We start from the raw sequence: 17371 nt of genomic DNA on the forward strand, positions 1-17371 counted from the left end.
GTCAGACCTCTTCCTTCCGCAACGAGAATCGGTGCAGGAGCCCGCGACGCTTCCCGGGCGACCGAGCCGGGCGGTCGCGGAGCCCGTCGCCGAGCAGGTTCACGCCGATCACGAGCAGCACGATGACGAGGCCGGGGAGGGTCACGAGCCACCACGAGGTGGTGATGTAGTCCTGGCCGTCGGAGATGATCCGGCCCCAGGTGGCGAAGGGGCGTTGCGGTCCGGCGCCGAGGTAGCTCAGTGCGCTCTCGAGGAGGACGGCCTGCGCGAGCAGCAGCAGGACGACGAGGGATGCCTGCTTGATGATGTTGGGGATCACGTGGCGCAAGAGGATGGCGGTGCGTCCGAGTCCGAGTACCCGGGAGGCAGCCACGTACGGCTTCTCGCGTTCGACGAGGACGAGTGAGCGGGTCAGCCGCGCGATCTCCGGCCACTGGGCGATCGCGATGACGAACGTGATGACCGGGATCGACGGGCCGAACAGGGCGACGACGAGCAGCAGCATCATGAGGAGCGGCAGCGACAGCTGGGCCTCGAGCAGCCTGCTCACGACCGTGTCCGTCCAGCCGCCGAGGTAGCCGGCGAGTGCGCCGAGGCACAGGCCGATCAGTCCGGAGACGACGACCGCGAGAATTCCGATCGTCAGCGACACCTGTCCGCCGTAGAGGACGCGGGAGAGGAGGTCCCGGCCGAGCTGGTCGGTCCCGAAGAGGTGACCGTCCGTCAGCGGTGGCAGGCGGCGCTGGGCGAGGTCGGTGGCGTCCGGGGAGGGCAGGGGAAGTAGTTGCGCCAGTGCGACGGGCATGATGACGGCGAGTGCGCAGACGGTGCCCACCCAGATCTTCACGCGGCTGTCGCGGGCGCGCCGGGTGGCACCGGCCCGGGCGATGTCCCGGGTGGTCACGGCGCTCGGCCGCTCCTGTGCCGGGGGATCGATGACGGTGGTCATTTCGTCGTTCCCTTTCCGAGTCGGACGCGCGGGTCGAGGAGCGGATAGCAGAGGTCGACGAGGAGCTGGACGAGGACGGCGAGAACCGCGGTCACCAGGACGGTGGCCTGGATGAGGGGGTAGTCCCTCGTCTCGAGTGCACGCACGACCAGCGATCCCACGCCGGGCCACGCGAAGACGACCTCGACCACGACGACGCCGTTGAGCATCGAGGCGAACCGGGTACCGAGAGCGGTCAGCACCGGGATCGCGGAATTCCGCAGGGCGTACCGCCAGATGAGTTCGCGCTCCGGGACGCCCCGCGAGCGGGCCACGGTCATGTACGGCGAGGAGAACGCGCCGACCATCTCGCGGCGCACCATGCGGGAGATGAGGGCGATCTGTAGCACGGCCACGGTCACGGTCGGCAGCACCAGGCTCGACCACGTCGTGAAACCGGCGGCGGGAAAGATCGGGATCAGGACCGCGAACAGAGTGATGAGCATCAGTCCGGTCCAGAAGTCGGGCATGGACTGACCGGCGATCGTGACGACGTTTGCGCCGAGTTCGCGCCTCGTGTCCGCGCGGCGCGCCATCCACACACCCAGCGGAATCGCGACCAGCGTGGTGAGCAGGATCGCCGAGACTGCCAGGGTGATCGTGTAGGGGAGCCGGGCGAGGACGACGTCGAAGGCGGGTGCCTGGAACGAGTACGAGGTGCCGAGATCGAGGTGCACCAGGCCGCGGAGATACAGCAGGTACTGGGTGAACACGGATTGGTCGAGGCCCATGTCCGCTCTGATGCGGGCGAGGTCCTCGGTGCTGGCCAGCGGGCCGGCCATCGAGTAGGCGGGGTCGCCGGGCGCCATCCGGATGAGGACGAACACGGTGGTCAGTGTCAGGAAGACGGCCAGCGCGCTCTGTGCGAGGCGTTTTGCGACGTAGCGGGGCATGGCCGCCGTCAGCACCCTCGGGACACGGGAGGTCGGGGTCCGGCGGGGAGCCGGTGATGCCGAGCCGGTGGGCTGGGCTGCAAATGCCGTGTCGGCGGCGTGCTGCGTCATGAGGTCACCGGCCGTTCGGTGTCTGCGTGAGGGGTCATCGTCGACCTTTCGATAACGCCGGCGATGGAGGTGTCGACACCGCGGCGTGTCGGGTACAGCAGCTTCGTTTGTAACTCAGCTCACAATCGCACTAATGCGCGTTGTGCGCAAGTCTTGCCGTCATCTTGCGCATCTCAAGCAACTTTGAGTAGAGTTCGGATGTGCCGGCGATCACATCGTCTGGTGGGCAACCACCTCGCGCCGTGCCTGATCGCTGCGCCCCATACCCATAGTCCCGAGAGGTCGATGATGACCAATTCTCTTTTCGAACAGCGCTTTTCGAGGAGAACGCTGCTCAGGTCGGGTCTCCTGCTCGGAGCCGGCCTCACATTCGGATCCGCGGCGGGATGCGCGACGCCGACCGGAACGCCCGGACCGAAGACCGTGAGCCTGGCCCTCAACCGCTCGCTCGTGAGCCTCGACAACAAGCTGAACCAGTTCGATGCCGCGCTGACGGTGCAGCGGGGAGTGCGGCAGGCCCTCACCGAGATCGACCGGGACCTGCGCCCCCAGCTGGTGCTGGCCGACCGGTTCGAACTCGTCGCACCCACCCAGTGGTTCGTGCACCTGCGTCCCGGCATCCGGTATTCGGACGGCACCCCGGTGCAGGTTCAGGACGTCGCGACAGCCCTGCAGATGTACAGCCAGGTCGACGGCTCCTTCGTCGGGGGGTTCTTCCCCGAGTGGCCCACGGTCGAGCAGATCGACGACACCAGCTTCACCCTGAACACCCGGCGACCCGTCCCGGTCCTCGACTACCTCATGTCGAACATCCTCATCACCCCGGCGGCCGCGAACGTGCCGGAGGAACTGCAGTCCGGCGTGGGATCCGGACCGTACGTCGTGACGGAGAGCGACCGCGGTACCGGAAACTACACCCTGGTGCGTAACGAGAACTACTGGGGAACACCGGCACAGATCGAATCGGTGCGCGTCCGCTTCGTTCCGGACGAGTCGAACCGTGTCGTGACGTTGCGGAGTGGGGAGGTCGACGTGATCGACTCCATCACCCCGGATGCGGCCGACCAGCTCGCCGGGCTGTCGGGTGTCGCGATCGATCGGATCGACGGCGTCCGACTGAATCAGCTCTTCTTCAACTTCCGAAAGCCGCAGGGGCACCCGCTGGCCGACGCTCGGGTGCGCAGGGCTCTGACATATGCGATCGACGGGCGGGCCCTCGTCGACCAGGTCCTGCAGGGCTCCGCCACCCAGTCGCGCGGCGTCATTCCCCTCACTCTCGACGGTGCGGTCGAGACCGGCGAGTACAGCTACGACCCGGCCCGTGCCCGTGGCGAACTCGACGCCCTCGGTGTCCGCGATCTCGAGCTGAAGATCATCTGGGAGACAGGCGAGTTCGCGGCCGACACCGACATCATGGAGTCGGTGCTGCAGATGCTGTCCGCGGTCGGCGTGCGAACCACTCTCCAGCAGTTCGAACCCGGTGGCGACATCTCGCAGTGGCGGCAGGGCAAGGTCGGCGACTGGGACGTGCTGGGCAACGGCTTCCCGAGCCCGACCGGTCTGGCCCTGACCATCATGCAGGGCATGTACGCCGGCACGGCGGAGAAGGAAGCGACCCGGGATACCTACCACGGGTATATCTTTCCCGAGATCACCCGAATCATCACCCAGGCCTCGGAGGAGGCTGACGCCGTCCGGCGCGCCGAACTCCTCGCGGACGCGCAGCGCCAGATCTGGGACACGTGCCCGTGCCTGTGGGCGTTCGTTCCGAAAGCGGTTCTCGCGCGCCGCTCGCGGATCGACGGTGTCGCGCTGCGCCCCACGAACTCCTACGACCTGAGCGTCGCGGCGCTGCACACGTCGACGTGACCGCCGCACCGACAGCTCGCCCCATCCTCTCGACGCACAGGAGACGCAGATGACCACACCGAGTCCCGCAACCGATACCCGATCCGCCGACGGTGTCGTTCGACCTGCCGTCGAGGCGGGTCGACGCGACGCTCTGCTTCCCGCACCGCAGGTGCAGAACCACGCGGCCAATCTGACGGTCCTGCCGGACGGTTCCCTCGGCTGTGTGTGGTTCGCCGGCACCCAGGAGGGCGTGCCGGACATCAGTGTCTGGTTCTCCCGGCTCGCCCCGGATGCAGACGCATGGTCGGAGCCGGTGCAGCTGTCCGGCGATCCGACGAGGTCGGAACAGAATCCTGTTCTCCACGTGACGAATACGGAAACCGTGTGGTTGATGTGGACCTCCCAGCACGCCGGAAACCAGGACACCGCACGTGTCATGCGGCGCATCTCCGCCGACGGCGGCCGAACGTGGGGCGAGGCGCACACGCTGCTGCCGGAGACGGACGCCGGCGGTGTGTTCGTGCGACAGCCGGTGGTCGCACTCCCGACCGGGCGGCTTCTGCTCCCCGTGTTCCACTGTGTCCGCATCGAGGGCCGCAAGTGGGTGGGCGATCGCGACTACAGCAGCGTGATGATCTCCGACGATCAGGGCAACTCCTGGCGTGAGGTGACTGTGCCGGGCAGCGTCGGCTGCGTGCACATGAACATCGGCCGCCTCGCCGACGGCACCCTCGTGGCCCTCTATCGCAGCCGCTGGGCGGACTCGATCTACCGCAGCGTCTCGACGGACGACGGCGACACCTGGACCGAGCCGGAGGCCACCGAGCTTCCCAACAACAACTCGTCCATCCAGTTCGTCGTGCTGCCGGACGACCGCCTCGCTCTGGTGTTCAACGAGTCCAGCGCCGCCGACGCCACCGCGCGGCGGACGTCGCTCTACGACGAGATCGACGACGACGGACTCGCCGACGCGGTACCCGCAGCGGCGGAGGCGGAACCGGAGCCCCTCGACGACGGCGACAGTCGCAGCGCGTTCTGGGGTGCGCCCCGGGCGCCGATGACGCTGGCGATGTCCGAGGACGGCGGCAGGACGTGGCCGCTTCGCCGGGACATCGAGATCGGCGACGGGTACTGCCTGTCCAACAATTCTCGTGACGGGCTGAACCGCGAGTACTCGTACCCCAGCATCACCGCCGGGAACGACGGCCGCCTGCACGTCGCGTTCACCCGGTTCCGGCAGGCGATCGAGTACGTCGAGCTCGATCAGGCCTGGGTCTCCGAGGGGAGCCGGTCGTGACGCACGGCGACTCGATGCGTGCGGTCGTGACCGGGGTCAGCTCCGGCATCGGCGCCGCCACGGCCCGCCGGCTTCTGGACGACGGATGGTCGGTCACCGGATTCAGCCGGCGCGACCCCGGCATCGACGACGACCGATTCTCCTGGACGGCCGTCGATCTCGGCGACCTCGACGCACTCTCGGAGCACGCCGCCGCGGCCGGTTCGGTGGACGCCGTCGTGCACGCCGCCGGCCTGCAATCCTCAGCACCTCTCGGGAAACTGCAGGTCGACGACGGCCTGAAGATGTGGCGGATTCACGTCGCAGCCGCGGAGGTTCTCGTCAATGCACTCGCTCCGTCGATGCGCAACGGCGGCCGGGTGGTCCTGGTCGGCAGCCGCACGATGTCCGGAGCGGCGGGCAAGAGTCAGTACGTCGCCACCAAGTCGGCGCTCGTGGGAATGTCGCGGTCCTGGGCTGCGGAGTTGGTGGACCGGGCGATCACTGTCAACGTGGTTGCCCCCGGTCCGACGGACACCCCGATGCTGAACGATCCGGCTCGCACGTCGACGCCTCCGCGGGTCCCGCCGCTCGGTCGCTTCATCGCCCCCGACGAGGTGGCGGGACTGATCGGATTCCTCCTGGGACCGTACGGCGGGAGCATCACGGGTCAGGCGATCGTGCAGTGCGCGGGAGCGTCCCTGTGAAGAATCTGCGCGTAACGCGCAAAACTGCTACCATGAACTGCACGAAACACGCAGATTCTCGGGCGAAGGTGGCATCATGAGACCGAAATCGATCGGATCCGATCCGACCGTCGCGGTCTTCGCCGACGACCTGTCCGGTGCCGCCGAAGTGGCGAGCGCGTTCCTCGATCGGAGTGCGCCCGTATCGCTCCTTCTCGGCGCCGCCGAAACGCATGAACCGGGCGGAGTCGTCATCGCCGATCTCGATACGCGGTCGATGAGCCCGGAGGACGCGGCACGCGCGGTTCGACACGCGCTCGCCCGAGTTCCGTCAGACGCGCTCGTGGTGAAGAAGATCGACTCCCTCCTCCGCGGAAACATCGGGCCCGAGGTGGGGATCCTCGCCGAAACCGGTCCGGTGGTCGTCGCGGCAGGCCTGCCGGCGCTCGGCCGGACCGTTCGCCACGGCGTCGTGCACGTCGGAGCGACGCCGCTCCACCGTGCCGGGGTGTGGTCGGCGGAATCCACGCCGCCGCCGGAGTCGATAGCCGAACTCTTTCCGGGCACTCCCACGCAGTGCGTGCACCGCGGTCCCGGTGTCGAACGGTCGCTCGCCCGCGCGGCGTCCGCCGGCGCCATCGCGGTCTGCGACGTCGAGACCGACGAGGATCTCGACTCGATCGTCCACGCCTGCCGGGCAATCCCCGGAGTGCGACTGGTCGGGACTTCCGCCCTCGCGGCGGCGGTGGCACGCACGCTGCCGCTCCGGCACGTCCCCACCACGGAGGCCAAGCGGGCGGAATCCCTCCTGATCGTCGTCGGGACCGCAGAACCCGTTGCCGTGCAACAGGTTGCGTCGCTGGTCGCCGACGGCGTACGGCACGTGCCGGTCGACGCGACGCAACTTCTCCGCGGCGATGTGGACACGACACCACTGCGGCACGTTCTCGACGACGGTCCTGCGGTCGTGACGGTCTCCGGCGACGTGGAGCCGTCGAATGCCCGGGCGTTGTCGGCGGCGCTCGGACGGCTGGTCGCAGCCCTGCCGAACGACCGCCGAGCCGACCTCGTGCTCACCGGCGGTGAGACGGCCCGCGCCGTCGTCGACGCACTGGGGATCACGTCGCTTCGGCCGGTCCACGAAGTGCACCACGGCGCCGTCGCCTCCCTGGCGTCCGACGGACGGCGAGTCGTCACGAGGCCCGGCAGCTTCGGCGACGCGACCAGTCTCTCCGCGATCGCGGCCTACCTGCGCGGCGCTCAGCCGCCCACCCACACCCCCACACAGCGAGGACCTCACATGACAGCGTCAACTGATACCGCGAACCTTCCCGTCGTCGCCGTCACCATGGGCGACGGCGCCGGAATCGGCCCCGAGGTGATCGTCCCCGCCCTGCTGGACGAGGCCACTCGATCCTGGTGCAACCCCGTCGTCATCGGCGATGCCAAGCGGCTGCGGCTCGCGGCGAACGTCCTCGGCATCGACGCCGACATCGTGACCGTCGAGTCGGTCGCGGACGCGCAGTCGGTGCCCGGACGCGTCAACGTGATCGATCTCGACCTCCTTCCCGACGACCTGCCGTGGGGCGAACTGTCGCCGGTCGCCGGTCACGCCGCATACGAGTACATCCGCGTCGCCAGCGAACTGGCCGTCCGCGGAGAGGTGCAGGCCATCTGCACCGCCCCGCTCAACAAGGAGGCGCTGCACGCCGCCGGCCACATCTTCCCCGGGCACACCGAACTCCTCGCGCACCTCACCGGCACCGAGGAGGTGTCCATGATGCTGTCGACGCCCAAGCTGAAGGTGATCCACGTGACCACCCACATCGGCCTGCTCGACGCCGTCGCGAAGATCGAACCCGGGCTCGTCGAGCGGACGATCCGGCGTGGGCACGACGCGCTGGTGCGCTCCGGCATCCCGGAGCCGAAAATCGGGGTGTGCGGCATCAACCCGCACGCCGGCGAGCACGGGCTGTTCGGCTATGGGGAAGAGGAGCAGAAGATCATTCCCGCGGTCGAGGTGCTGAAGGCTGACGGTATCGACGTCCACGGACCCTTGCCTGCGGATACCGCGTTCTTCCTCGCGGGGCGCGGCGACTACGACCTCATCGTGGCGATGTATCACGACCAGGGGCACGGGCCGGTGAAGGTCCTCGGCATCGAGGCGGGGGTCAACATCACGGTGGGACTGCCCGTCATCCGGACGTCCGTCGACCACGGCACCGCCTTCGACATCGCAGGCAAGGGTATTGCCGAGGCCGGTAGTATGGTCGAAGCTCTTCGTCAGGCTGCCGAATTGGCAACCAGCACAGCGGTTGTGAAGTAGGGGGACGAAACATGGCGGTTCGCGAGTCGGAAGCACGCCGATCCGAGATCGTGCGACTGGCCCGGTCGAGCGGGTTGGCCAGCGTCGACGACCTGTCGGCGCAGTTCGGTGTCACCGCCTCCACCATCCGGCGGGACCTGAGCCAGCTCACGTCCCAGGGTCTGATCGCCCGAACCTACGGTGGCGCGATCGCGCTCGACCCCCAGCAGGAATCGTCACTCCGCCAGCGCGCTCTCGAGGGATTCGACGCGAAGCGCGCGATCGCGGAATGGGCCGCGAGCCAGGTCCGGCCAGGCGAGACCATCCTGCTCGACGCCGGCACCACCGTGGGTGCGATGGGGGAGTTTCTGCGCGAGATCGACGACATCACCGTCATCGCGGCCGGTCTGACCGCCCTCGAATCGCTGGCCGACGCGGACTCCGTGCGGGTCGAGTGCATCGGCGGCACACTCCGCCACCTCAGTCAGGGGTTCGTCGGACCGTTGGCCGAGGCCACGCTCCAACGCGTCACGTTCGATCGCGCGTTTCTCGGCGCGGACGCCGTCACCGCGGATCTGGGGATCTGTGAAGCAGAGCTGGAGCAGACGCGCCTCAAGGAGATCATGATTGCCCGCGCCGACGAGGTGTACGTGCTCGCGCATGCGGCGAAGCTCGGGCAGCGCCCGTTCCATGCGTGGGCGCCGATCCCTCCGGGAACCACGATCGTCACCGACGACTCGGCCGACACCGGGGAGACCGCGTCTTTCGAAGCCGCGGGGATGCGCGTGGTGCGCGTCTGACGAAGGGCGACGGGGACTTACCGCTTGTCCTTCTTCGCTTGACGTCGTGCGCCTGCGGCGATGGTGGATGCTTCGAACTTCTTGCGGCCGGATGATTTCCGGGTGGCGTCGACGCGTGCCTTGCCGGACGAGCCGACCTTGCCGTTGCTGTCGCCGAGTTCGCTGAAGGACGGGGAGTCGCTGCGGGCGCGGGCGAGGCGTTCGCCCTTCAGTTCGCGGGCACTCGCGCGGGCCGCCGACGCGAGTTGGCTGCTCACCCTGCTGAGTGCCGCCTCGAAGACTTCTGCCTTCTCCGAGTTTCGTATGTTGGCCGATTTACCGGCTCCGCGCGCGCCCTTGTCCGCGACCTTCGCTGCGCCTTCCTGGCGGTACAGCTTGACGTGCTTGTTGCGGGCACGGCGGATGCGAGTGTGCAGTTTGATCAGCTTGTCCTCGTCCAAGCCGGCCATCTGCGCCTTCTTGGTCTCGCGGATCAGCACGAACTCTTCTTCGGACAACGAGTTCAGGATCTTCTTCATGTCGGCTCCGATCCGGCCACAGGCCGTGAGTTGTAGTCATGGTAGCTGGGAAACGTTCGTGTCGGTCCGTTTTCGTGAGGTCGGGGTCGCTTGCCGAAGCAGGCGCTGATTGGTCTGTGCAAGTTGCCATTCCGTCTGCCTGCGCAACCGCTCCACCCGATCCGGATCGAGACGGTCGCACACGAAATCCCAGTGCACCGCCACCCGGTCACCCACGGTGAGATCGGCGACGAAAGCACCCTCGGGCACGCGGTAGTCGGCCGGGTCGTCCTGTTCGGGCCCGAGGGCCAGCCGGGTGCCGTCCCACGACAGGCGGCGGGACCGGACGACGGCCCGGTCGTGATCGATGCCGACGACCTCACCCCAGCGGATGCGGCACGAGTCGAGAACCTGCAGCGGCTGCGGCATTCCGGTGTCCAGCAGCCGCGACCACGGATACACGCCGAACACGTGAAAGTTGTGGGTGGGCGCCGCCTCCCCGAGCAGGTCCTCGGTCAGGTGCTTCCAGTAGTGGCCGGCCTGCGACGCGAGGCGGGCGAGCAGTGCCGCGCCGAACTCGGCGCGGTCGATGCGGTCGGAGAGTTCGTCCGAGGTCCAGTAGGCTCGAACGACGTTCTCGTCCAAGGGGTCCGGTATTCCGGCGAGCTGGGCGATCACCTCCTGGTACGGCCAGGCGCCGCTGAACTGCTTCGCCAACGCCACCACGTCGGTGTCCGGTGCCGCACCGCACGCGACCGCCTGCAGTCGCTCCGAACCGGGAGGACCGCAGTAGCCCAGGGCATTCGGGGCGTGTGCATACTGCGCGAACACGCGATGCCCGGACGGCATCCTGTGTTCGCGCGGCATCACCGGTCAGCCTCGCTGACCCAGCAATTGCGCCGTCTCGCGGTGGAGCCGGCCGAAGTTGTAGTACGCGGCGCACGCGCCCTCGGGGGAGACCATGCACGTGCCGATCGGTGTCTCCGGTGTGCAGGCCGTCCCGAAGACCTTGCATTCCCACGGTTTGATGACGCCTTTGAGAACCTCACCGCACTGGCAGGCCTTCGGATCCGCCACCCGCACACCCGGCATCGAGAACTTCTCCTCGGCGTCGAACTCGGCGTAGTTCCGGTGGACCTTGAGCGCGCTCTGCGAGATGAACCCGAGTCCGCGCCACTCGAAGTGTGGTCGCAGTTCGAATGTTTCGGCCATCAGCTTCAGCGCCTGCACGTTGCCCTCCGCGCGCACCACCCGCTTGTACTGGTTCTCGATTTCGCAGCGACCCTCACGGATCTGCTGGAGCAGCATGTGCACCGACGCGAGGATGTCGAGTGGCTCGAAGCCCGCGACCACCATCGGTTTGCCGTACACCTCGGACACGAACCGGTACGGCCGCAGCCCCACCACGGTGGACACGTGGCCCGGACCGAGGAAACCCGACAACCGCAGGTCGGGGGACTCGAGGATCGCCTTGATCGGCGGCACGATGGTGACGTGGTTGCAGAACACACTGAAGTTCTCGACGCCCAGCGCCCGCGCGCGCACCAACGTCACCGCGGTGGACGGTGCCGTCGTCTCGAACCCGACGGCGAAGAACACCACCTGGTGGTCGGGATTGTCGAGCGCCACCTTCAGCGCGTCCAGCGGTGAGTACACGAAACGGACGTCCGCGCCGCGGGCCTTGGCCTCGATGAGGTTGCCCTTGGATCCGGGCACCCGCATCATGTCGCCGAACGTCGTGAAGATGACGCCGGGCTGTTCGGCCAGCCACATGGCGTCGTCGACGCGGCCCATCGGGATGACGCACACCGGACATCCCGGTCCGTGCACCAGTTCGACCGATTCCGGCAGGAGATGCTCGATGCCGTGCCGGTAGATGGTGTGGGTGTGGCCGCCGCACACCTCCATGAATTTGAACTCGTCGCCACGGGCCAGTTCGGTGATGGACTTGACCAGGGCGCGTGCCGCCGCCGGGTCCCGGAATTCGTCGACGAACTTCATCCCTGTTACCTCGTTCTTGCTGTAGTCACGCGATTTCGGACGAGTTGAACGCGTCGATCTCGTTCACGTAGTCGGCGCCCATCTTCTGCACCTGATCCAACGTCAGCTGCGCCTCGATCTCGTCGATCTTCGCCATCGCGAAACCGACGTGCACGAGCACCCAGTCACCGACGACGAGACCTTCTTCGGCGAGCAGTCGCACACTGATCGTTCTCTGGACGCCGTTCACGTCCACCTTGGCCAGATGCTGTTCGGCGTCGACGATGTCGACCACCTGACCGGGTATCCCCAGACACATCGTGGTTCTCCTTCTCGGGCTGTTCTTCAGCAGATTCGGGGGAGCGGGTCGCCGACGAGCATGTCGACGATCCGGCTGCCGCCGAACGAGGTTCGCAGTGCGACGATGCCCGGCGGTTCGGCCAGGATTTCGCCCACCACGGTGGCATCGGCTCCCCGCGGGTGGGATCGCATCGCCGCGACGGCCGCATCCGCCTCGTCCGCCGCGACGATCGCGACGAACTTCCCCTCGTTCGCGACGTACAGCGGGTCGATGCCGAGCATGTCGCAGGCACCCAGCACCTGAGGCTCGATGGGCAGGGACTGCTCGTCGATGATCACGGCGAGTTGCGAGGCGTGGGCCAGTTCGTTGCACACGGTCCCGACGCCGCCGCGGGTCGCGTCCCGCATCCACCGTGTCGACGGTGCCGCCTTCAGCAGCTTCTCCACCAGCGAATTGAGCGGCGCCGTGTCGGAGGCGATGTCGGCTTCGATGGCCAGATCGCCGCGGGCGAGCATGACCGCCATGCCGTGTTCGCCGATGGTGCCCGACAACAGCACCTTGTCGCCGGCACGCACGAGATCCGCCGACAGCCGCCTGCCCTCCGGGATGACACCGACACCGGCGGTGGAGATGTAGACGCCGTCGGCGGCGCCCTTGCCGACGACCTTGGTGTCGCCGGTGACGATCTGCACGCCGGACAGGACGGCCGCCTCGCTCATGTCGGCGACGATCTCCCGCAGTTCGGCGATCGGGAAACCCTCCTCGATGACGAACGCCGCCGACAACCACCGCGGCCGCGCACCGGACACGGCGAGATCGTTCACCGTCCCGTGCACCGCGAGATGCCCGATGGAACCGCCGGGAAAACGCAGCGGCTGCACCACGTACGAATCGGTGGAGAACGCGAGCCGCTCACCCGACGGCATGGTGAGGGCGGCCGCGTCACCGAGTTGCTCGAGTTCCTCGTTGCGGAACGCCTCGACGAACACCGCGTCGACGAGGGCCGCCGACGACTTCCCGCCCGCACCGTGAGCGAGTGTCACCACCTCGTCCAGCAGCCGCGGCCGGCGTTGCCGGAACTTGTCGATCCGCTCGAGGACCCGGTCTTCCCGTTCCGCCGAGGTTGCCGGTTCGGTGGTGCTCATGAAGCCTCCACGGAGTTGGGAGCGGGCCGCGTCATGTGTTCCTGGGCCACCGACCACAGCCGGTACCCGAGCATCGCGTGGCTCTCCTGGATCCGGTGGATGCTCTGCGAGTGGACGGTGTAGCAGAAGTCGAGTTCGCCGGCGGACGCCATCGCCGCCATCCGGCCGCCCTCGTGCCCGGCGAACCCGATGGTCAGCAGCCCCCGCTGCTTCGCCTCGGTGAGTGCGGTCATCAGATCGTCGGAGTTGCCCGACGTCGAGAGTGCGATCGCGACGTCGCGGTCCCGGGCGTGCGCGATGATCTGCCGCTTGAAGATCAGATCGAAGCCTACGTCGTTGCCGAGCGCCGTCACCACGGCCTGATCGGCGGCGAGCGACCACGCCGCCACCGGGCGTCCGCGGGCGGGACGGCTGAACAGCGATGCCAGCGTGGCGGCGTCGGTGGAGCTGCCGCCGTTGCCGAACGTGTAGAGCCGGCCGCCGCGACGGAACCTGTCGGCCATGTCGATGCCGGCCGCGGTCAGGCCGTCGCCGTACTCGTCGAGGGACGCCTTCTGCAGGCGCGCGCTCTCCGCGGCCTTCCCCCGCGCGGACGCGGCGAGGTCGTCGAGGAGGCTCTGGGCGTCGGTTTCCTCCGAGTCGATGAACGGGTAGAGGAAGCTGGTGCTTTCCGAATCGTGCGTCGTCATCGGTTCGTCTCCTGCCCGGCGTCGTCGAGTCTGGTGATCGCGGCACCCGCATGCACCAGGACGAGGTCGTTCGGCTGGACCTCGCCGAGGACGCTGACGTCCACCCACTCCTCGCCCGCAGCGGTGCGGACCAGGGCAGGTCCGAGCGGTTCGGCCGGCTCGATCACCACCTCACCGAGACGGCCCTCGTCGCTGCACGTGACGCAGACCGTCTCGTCGCACTCCTCGGCGTCGGGCTTCAGCAGTCCCGAGTGCTCGAAGCAGACATGGGTGAGTTCCCACAGCAGGTGATACATGAGGACGAACCGCCCGGTGGCCGGCACCATCGCGTCGTCCGAGTCGACCCAGAGGATGTGGTTCGCCGCACCGGCCGGAGGCCGGGGGCCTGCCCCGATCCACAGCGTCATCGCGCCCCACGCCGGTGCGCGGCGCATCGCGTCGACCACGGCGGGCTCGTTCGCCGACGCCACGGCCAGCAGGATGTCGCCGGGCCTGCTCGCCACCCGGGCCTGCGCCACCGGATCGGGTTCGACGAGTGCCACCGACGGCAGCGCCCGTTTGCCCATGATCACGGGATGGACGAATTCGACGGCGACGTGATGGGCGTGCGGTTCCCACTGGGGTGAGATCACCCAGAGCGTCGCGCCGTCATGGAATCTGCGGGCGAGAGACAATGCTGCGGCAGCGAGATCCGCAGACAGATCGGTGTCGACGAGGTGCCCGCCCGCCTCTGCAGTGGTGGTCATTCACTAGCTCCCGTCCCGGACCGGCCGGTCGGGGGCTGCCGACGTCACGGTCCGCGCATGGTTGCCGCGGCACCGATCACCGCCTGGCCGAGGGAGAGTCCTCCGTCGTTGGGAGGCACCCGGTGGTGGGTGAGGACTCGATAACCGCTGCTCTCCCAGTGTGCTCTCACCAGTGCGAGGAATAAACGGTTTTGAAAGACTCCTCCGGTGAGTCCGATCGTCGACGCGCCGGTCGCGGTGGCGGCCCGGTCGACGAGGTCGGCGGTCGCGGCGGCGAGGGCATGGTGGAAGCCCAGTGCGAGCACCGCGGGCGGGGTTCCGTCGCGGAGACCGGCGACCAGTCCGGACACCAGACGAGGCAGTCCGATCTGGTCGTTCTCCACGCCCATGGCCAGGGGAGCCGGGTGCGGGGCGGTCCGGGCGAGGGCCTCGAGTTCGATGGCGGCCTGCGCCTCGTAGGTGACCCGGTGCCGGACCCCGAGCAGCGACGCGACCCCGTCGAACAGGCGGCCCGCGCTCGTCGTCCTGACGCAACCGAGACCCGACAGAAGTTGCGACTCCACGGCCGCGCGTTCCGCGGTGGGGACCGCCTCCATGCACGGCAGCCCGTCGACGTCGGTGATCCCGCACTCGTGCAGCAGAGCCAGCGCCACCCGCACCGGATTCCGGACGGCGGCGTCACCGCCCGGCAGTGAGAAGGGCTGGATATGTCCCACCCGCCTCGTGTCGAGGATGTTCGGACCGACCAGGAGGAGTTCGCCGCCCCACACGGTGGTGTCGCAGCCGTACCCGGTCCCGTCGAACGCGACACCGAGCACCGTCGTCCCGACCAGTCCGTGTTCGGCCATCAGCGACGCGACGTGCGCGTGGTGGTGCTGCACGGTGAGCAGGGGGACGCCGGTCCTGTCGCTGTAGCGCCGGGCCCAGTGGTGCGTCGAGTAGCCGGGGTGCCGGTCGGCGACCACCGCCTCCGGGGTGATGCCGTGCAGATGCGTCAACTGCCGCACCGACGTCTCGAAGGCGCGCTGACTCTCCAGGCTGCCCATGTCGCCGAGGTGCGCCGAGCAGAACGCGTAGTCCTGCCGGGTCAGGCAGAAGGTGTTCTTGATCTCCGCGCCCACCGCGAGGATCTCCGGGCCGTGCGCGGGGAGCACGACGGGCAGCGGTGCGAATCCGCGCGAGCGGCGGATCGGCAGCACCGCCCCGGCCTCGACCGCGAGCACGGAATCCTCGCAGGGCACCGCGATGCGGCGGTCGTGCATCAGGAACACGTCGGCGATGTCCGTCAGTCGAGTGCGGGCGTCGTCGTTGTCGAAACAGAGGGGCTCGCCGCTCAGGTTGCCGGACGTCATGACCAGCACCCGCGGAGGGTCGACGTCGCTGCCGGGGGTTCGGGTGAACAGGAGATGGTGCAGCGGGGTGTAGGGGAGCATCACCCCGAGGTCGTCGATCCCGGGCGCGATGCCGTCGGCAACCGACGCTGTGCTCTTCTTGTGCAGCAACAGGATCGGCCGGGCCGCGTGTCGCAGCAGGGCGCTCTCGGGCTCGGAGATCTCGCACAACTCGGCGGCGGCGGACAGGTCCGCGGTCATGACCGCGAACGGCTTGTCCGGGCGGTGCTTGCGCGCCCGCAGAGTCTCGACGGCGGTGGGGTCGGCGGCATCGCAGACGAGATGGAATCCGCCGAGGCCCTTGACCGCCACGATCCGGCCGTCCCGCAACGCCCCCTGCACCGCGGTGAGGACGGCGTCGTCCCCGTCGATCCGGTGCCCGTCGACCTCGGCGAACAGGTGCGGACCGCAGTCGGGGCAGCACACCGGCTGGGCATGGAACCGTCGATCCGCGGGGTCGCGGTACTCGGCGAGGCACGCGGCGCACAGCGGGAACTCGGCCATCGTGGTGTTGGGCCGGTCGTAGGGCAGGTCGGTGATCACCGTGAACCGCGGCCCGCAGTTGGTGCAGTTGACGAACGGGTGGCGATATCGCCGATCGTGCGGATCGGCCAGTTCGCGAAGACAATCCGCGCACGTCGCCACGTCCGGCGACACCAGTGTCCGCGCGCCGGGGACGTGCCGGCTGTCGATGATCCGGAACGACTCGTCGCCGCGTACCGGCACGGGCTGGGAGGTCGCGTCGACGATCACGGCCATCGGCGGCGCGTCCGTGCGGAGCCGGCGCACGAACTCGGACACCGACGCCGACTTGCCCTCGATCTCGATGAACACGCTGACGTCGTCGTTGCCGCAGTGGCCGTGCAGTCCCAGGTCGTCGGCCAGTCGCGCGACGAACGGGCGGAAGCCGACCCCCTGCACGACCCCGTGGACCGTGATGCGCGATCGTTCGACCGTCATCCTCGGATGATTCCCCCGTCGAGGTGCGGGGCGCAAGGGCCCTCCCGTGCACGTCCGGCGGCACAGCCGCACCCTTTCTCGGTTCGCGCACTCGAAATTGCGCCTGGAATTCGTGCGCGGGAACCGAAAAGGGGTGCGCCTGCCGGATCACTCGCCGTCGACGGAGCGTGCGCCGGTGACGGCGTCGATCAGCCCGTAGTCGCGCGCCTCGTCGGCGGTGAGGATCCGGTGGTCCCGCATGTCGCCGATCACCGTGTCGACGGGACGCCCGCAGGAGTCGGCGATCCGCTGCTGCAGCCTTCGGAGTTGCTGCTCGTGGTGTTCGGCGGCGATGGCGACGTCCGACGCCGGACCGGTGCAGGACGCCTGCGGTTCGCGGAGGTGGAACGTGGCGTGCGACGCCGACGTCCGGCGGTCGGCGGGCGCAAGGAGGGCGATCGCCATTCCCCGGACGTCGCCGCGGCAGTGGACGTGCAGCGGGACGCCCATCAGATCGAGGGTGTCGAGGAGGGTGGCGGCCGCGTCGATGTCGGCGTCGACGCCGTGCAGCCACAGCTGGACCTCCCCGTCGTCCGAGGCGTCGAGCAGTGCCAGCGACGCCGCCGTGCGGTTGGTGGCCTCGGCGTCGAGCCGGCCGGTCAGCGACACGATCCGTTTGTCGAACAGGCGCTCGGCCAGCCAGTCGGGACCGGGAGTGGGAGCGGGCACGGACGTGACGGGCATCGGGGCAGGCGGCTGCCGGGGGTCCGGCT

The 17371-nt window shown here is 68.5% G+C and carries 16 protein-coding genes; 5 read left to right on the forward strand and 11 right to left on the reverse strand.

Annotated elements, in window-relative coordinates:
- Nucleotide 1: 1 nt before the first annotated feature.
- Entirely contained in the window at nucleotides 2-949 is a 948-nt protein-coding gene (locus CJ177_RS25745) for an ABC transporter permease (protein ID WP_005244653.1), read from the reverse strand.
- On the reverse strand, nucleotides 946-1992 hold the full coding sequence (locus CJ177_RS25750) for an ABC transporter permease (protein WP_257014680.1): 1047 nt from the start codon (nucleotides 1990-1992) through the stop codon (nucleotides 946-948). The genes CJ177_RS25745 and CJ177_RS25750 overlap by 4 nt, the downstream gene beginning before the upstream one ends.
- A 288-nt stretch (nucleotides 1993-2280) precedes the next feature.
- Here CJ177_RS25750 and CJ177_RS25755 point away from each other — a divergent pair, with 288 nt between their 5' ends.
- From CJ177_RS25755 to CJ177_RS25775, 5 genes are all read left to right on the forward strand, one after another.
- Complete coding sequence (locus CJ177_RS25755) at nucleotides 2281-3861, forward strand: ABC transporter substrate-binding protein (protein ID WP_095869226.1); 1581 nt, start codon at nucleotides 2281-2283, stop codon at nucleotides 3859-3861.
- Between the two features lie 49 nt (nucleotides 3862-3910).
- A complete protein-coding gene (locus CJ177_RS25760) occupies nucleotides 3911-5140 on the forward strand; it encodes an exo-alpha-sialidase (RefSeq protein WP_095868941.1) in 1230 nt (409 codons plus the stop codon).
- Complete coding sequence (locus CJ177_RS25765) at nucleotides 5137-5826, forward strand: SDR family NAD(P)-dependent oxidoreductase (RefSeq protein ID WP_257014682.1); 690 nt, start codon at nucleotides 5137-5139, stop codon at nucleotides 5824-5826. The genes CJ177_RS25760 and CJ177_RS25765 overlap by 4 nt, the downstream gene beginning before the upstream one ends.
- A gap of 76 nt (nucleotides 5827-5902) precedes the next feature.
- Nucleotides 5903-8131, forward strand: a complete 2229-nt coding sequence (pdxA, locus tag CJ177_RS25770; RefSeq protein WP_095868942.1) for a 4-hydroxythreonine-4-phosphate dehydrogenase PdxA — start codon at nucleotides 5903-5905, stop codon at nucleotides 8129-8131.
- Nucleotides 8132-8142: 11 nt separating this feature from the next.
- Nucleotides 8143-8910, forward strand: a complete 768-nt coding sequence (locus tag CJ177_RS25775; protein ID WP_005244647.1) for a DeoR/GlpR family DNA-binding transcription regulator — start codon at nucleotides 8143-8145, stop codon at nucleotides 8908-8910.
- 17 nt (nucleotides 8911-8927) lie between these two features.
- Here CJ177_RS25775 and CJ177_RS25780 read toward each other — a convergent pair whose 3' ends face one another.
- The 9 genes from CJ177_RS25780 to CJ177_RS25820 form a co-directional block, all read right to left on the reverse strand.
- Entirely contained in the window at nucleotides 8928-9428 is a 501-nt protein-coding gene (locus CJ177_RS25780; protein WP_095868943.1) for a hypothetical protein, read from the reverse strand.
- Between the two features lie 36 nt (nucleotides 9429-9464).
- Complete coding sequence (locus CJ177_RS25785) at nucleotides 9465-10256, reverse strand: DUF6390 family protein (RefSeq protein ID WP_005244645.1); 792 nt, start codon at nucleotides 10254-10256, stop codon at nucleotides 9465-9467.
- 24 nt (nucleotides 10257-10280) lie between these two features.
- On the reverse strand, nucleotides 10281-11408 hold the full coding sequence (hypD, locus tag CJ177_RS25790; RefSeq protein ID WP_005244644.1) for a hydrogenase formation protein HypD: 1128 nt from the start codon (nucleotides 11406-11408) through the stop codon (nucleotides 10281-10283).
- A 25-nt stretch (nucleotides 11409-11433) separates the two neighbouring features.
- Nucleotides 11434-11706 carry a HypC/HybG/HupF family hydrogenase formation chaperone gene (locus CJ177_RS25795; protein WP_005244643.1) on the reverse strand — a complete coding sequence of 91 codons (273 nt, stop codon included), beginning with the start codon at nucleotides 11704-11706 and terminating at the stop codon, nucleotides 11434-11436.
- Between the two features lie 26 nt (nucleotides 11707-11732).
- Nucleotides 11733-12833 (reverse strand): hydrogenase expression/formation protein HypE, encoded by a 1101-nt coding sequence (gene hypE / locus CJ177_RS25800; RefSeq protein ID WP_095868944.1) that lies wholly within the window; start codon nucleotides 12831-12833, stop codon nucleotides 11733-11735.
- Nucleotides 12830-13522 (reverse strand): SIS domain-containing protein, encoded by a 693-nt coding sequence (locus tag CJ177_RS25805; protein ID WP_072938917.1) that lies wholly within the window; start codon nucleotides 13520-13522, stop codon nucleotides 12830-12832. The genes hypE and CJ177_RS25805 overlap by 4 nt, the downstream gene beginning before the upstream one ends.
- Nucleotides 13519-14268: a HypC/HybG/HupF family hydrogenase formation chaperone gene (locus CJ177_RS25810; RefSeq protein WP_095868945.1), complete on the reverse strand. Its 750-nt coding sequence runs from the start codon at nucleotides 14266-14268 to the stop codon at nucleotides 13519-13521. Before CJ177_RS25810 ends, CJ177_RS25805 begins: the two co-directional genes overlap by 4 nt.
- Before the next feature lie 44 nt (nucleotides 14269-14312).
- Entirely contained in the window at nucleotides 14313-16619 is a 2307-nt protein-coding gene (gene hypF, locus CJ177_RS25815) for a carbamoyltransferase HypF (RefSeq protein WP_095868946.1), read from the reverse strand.
- 147 nt (nucleotides 16620-16766) lie between these two features.
- Nucleotides 16767-17342, reverse strand: coding sequence for an ATP-dependent Clp protease proteolytic subunit (locus CJ177_RS25820; protein WP_095868947.1), 576 nt, complete (start codon nucleotides 17340-17342; stop codon nucleotides 16767-16769).
- Nucleotides 17343-17371 lie beyond the last annotated feature (29 nt).

It is taken from the genome of Rhodococcus sp. ACPA1 (assembly GCF_002300195.1).
Lineage (GTDB): Bacteria > Actinomycetota > Actinomycetes > Mycobacteriales > Mycobacteriaceae > Rhodococcus_F > Rhodococcus_F opacus.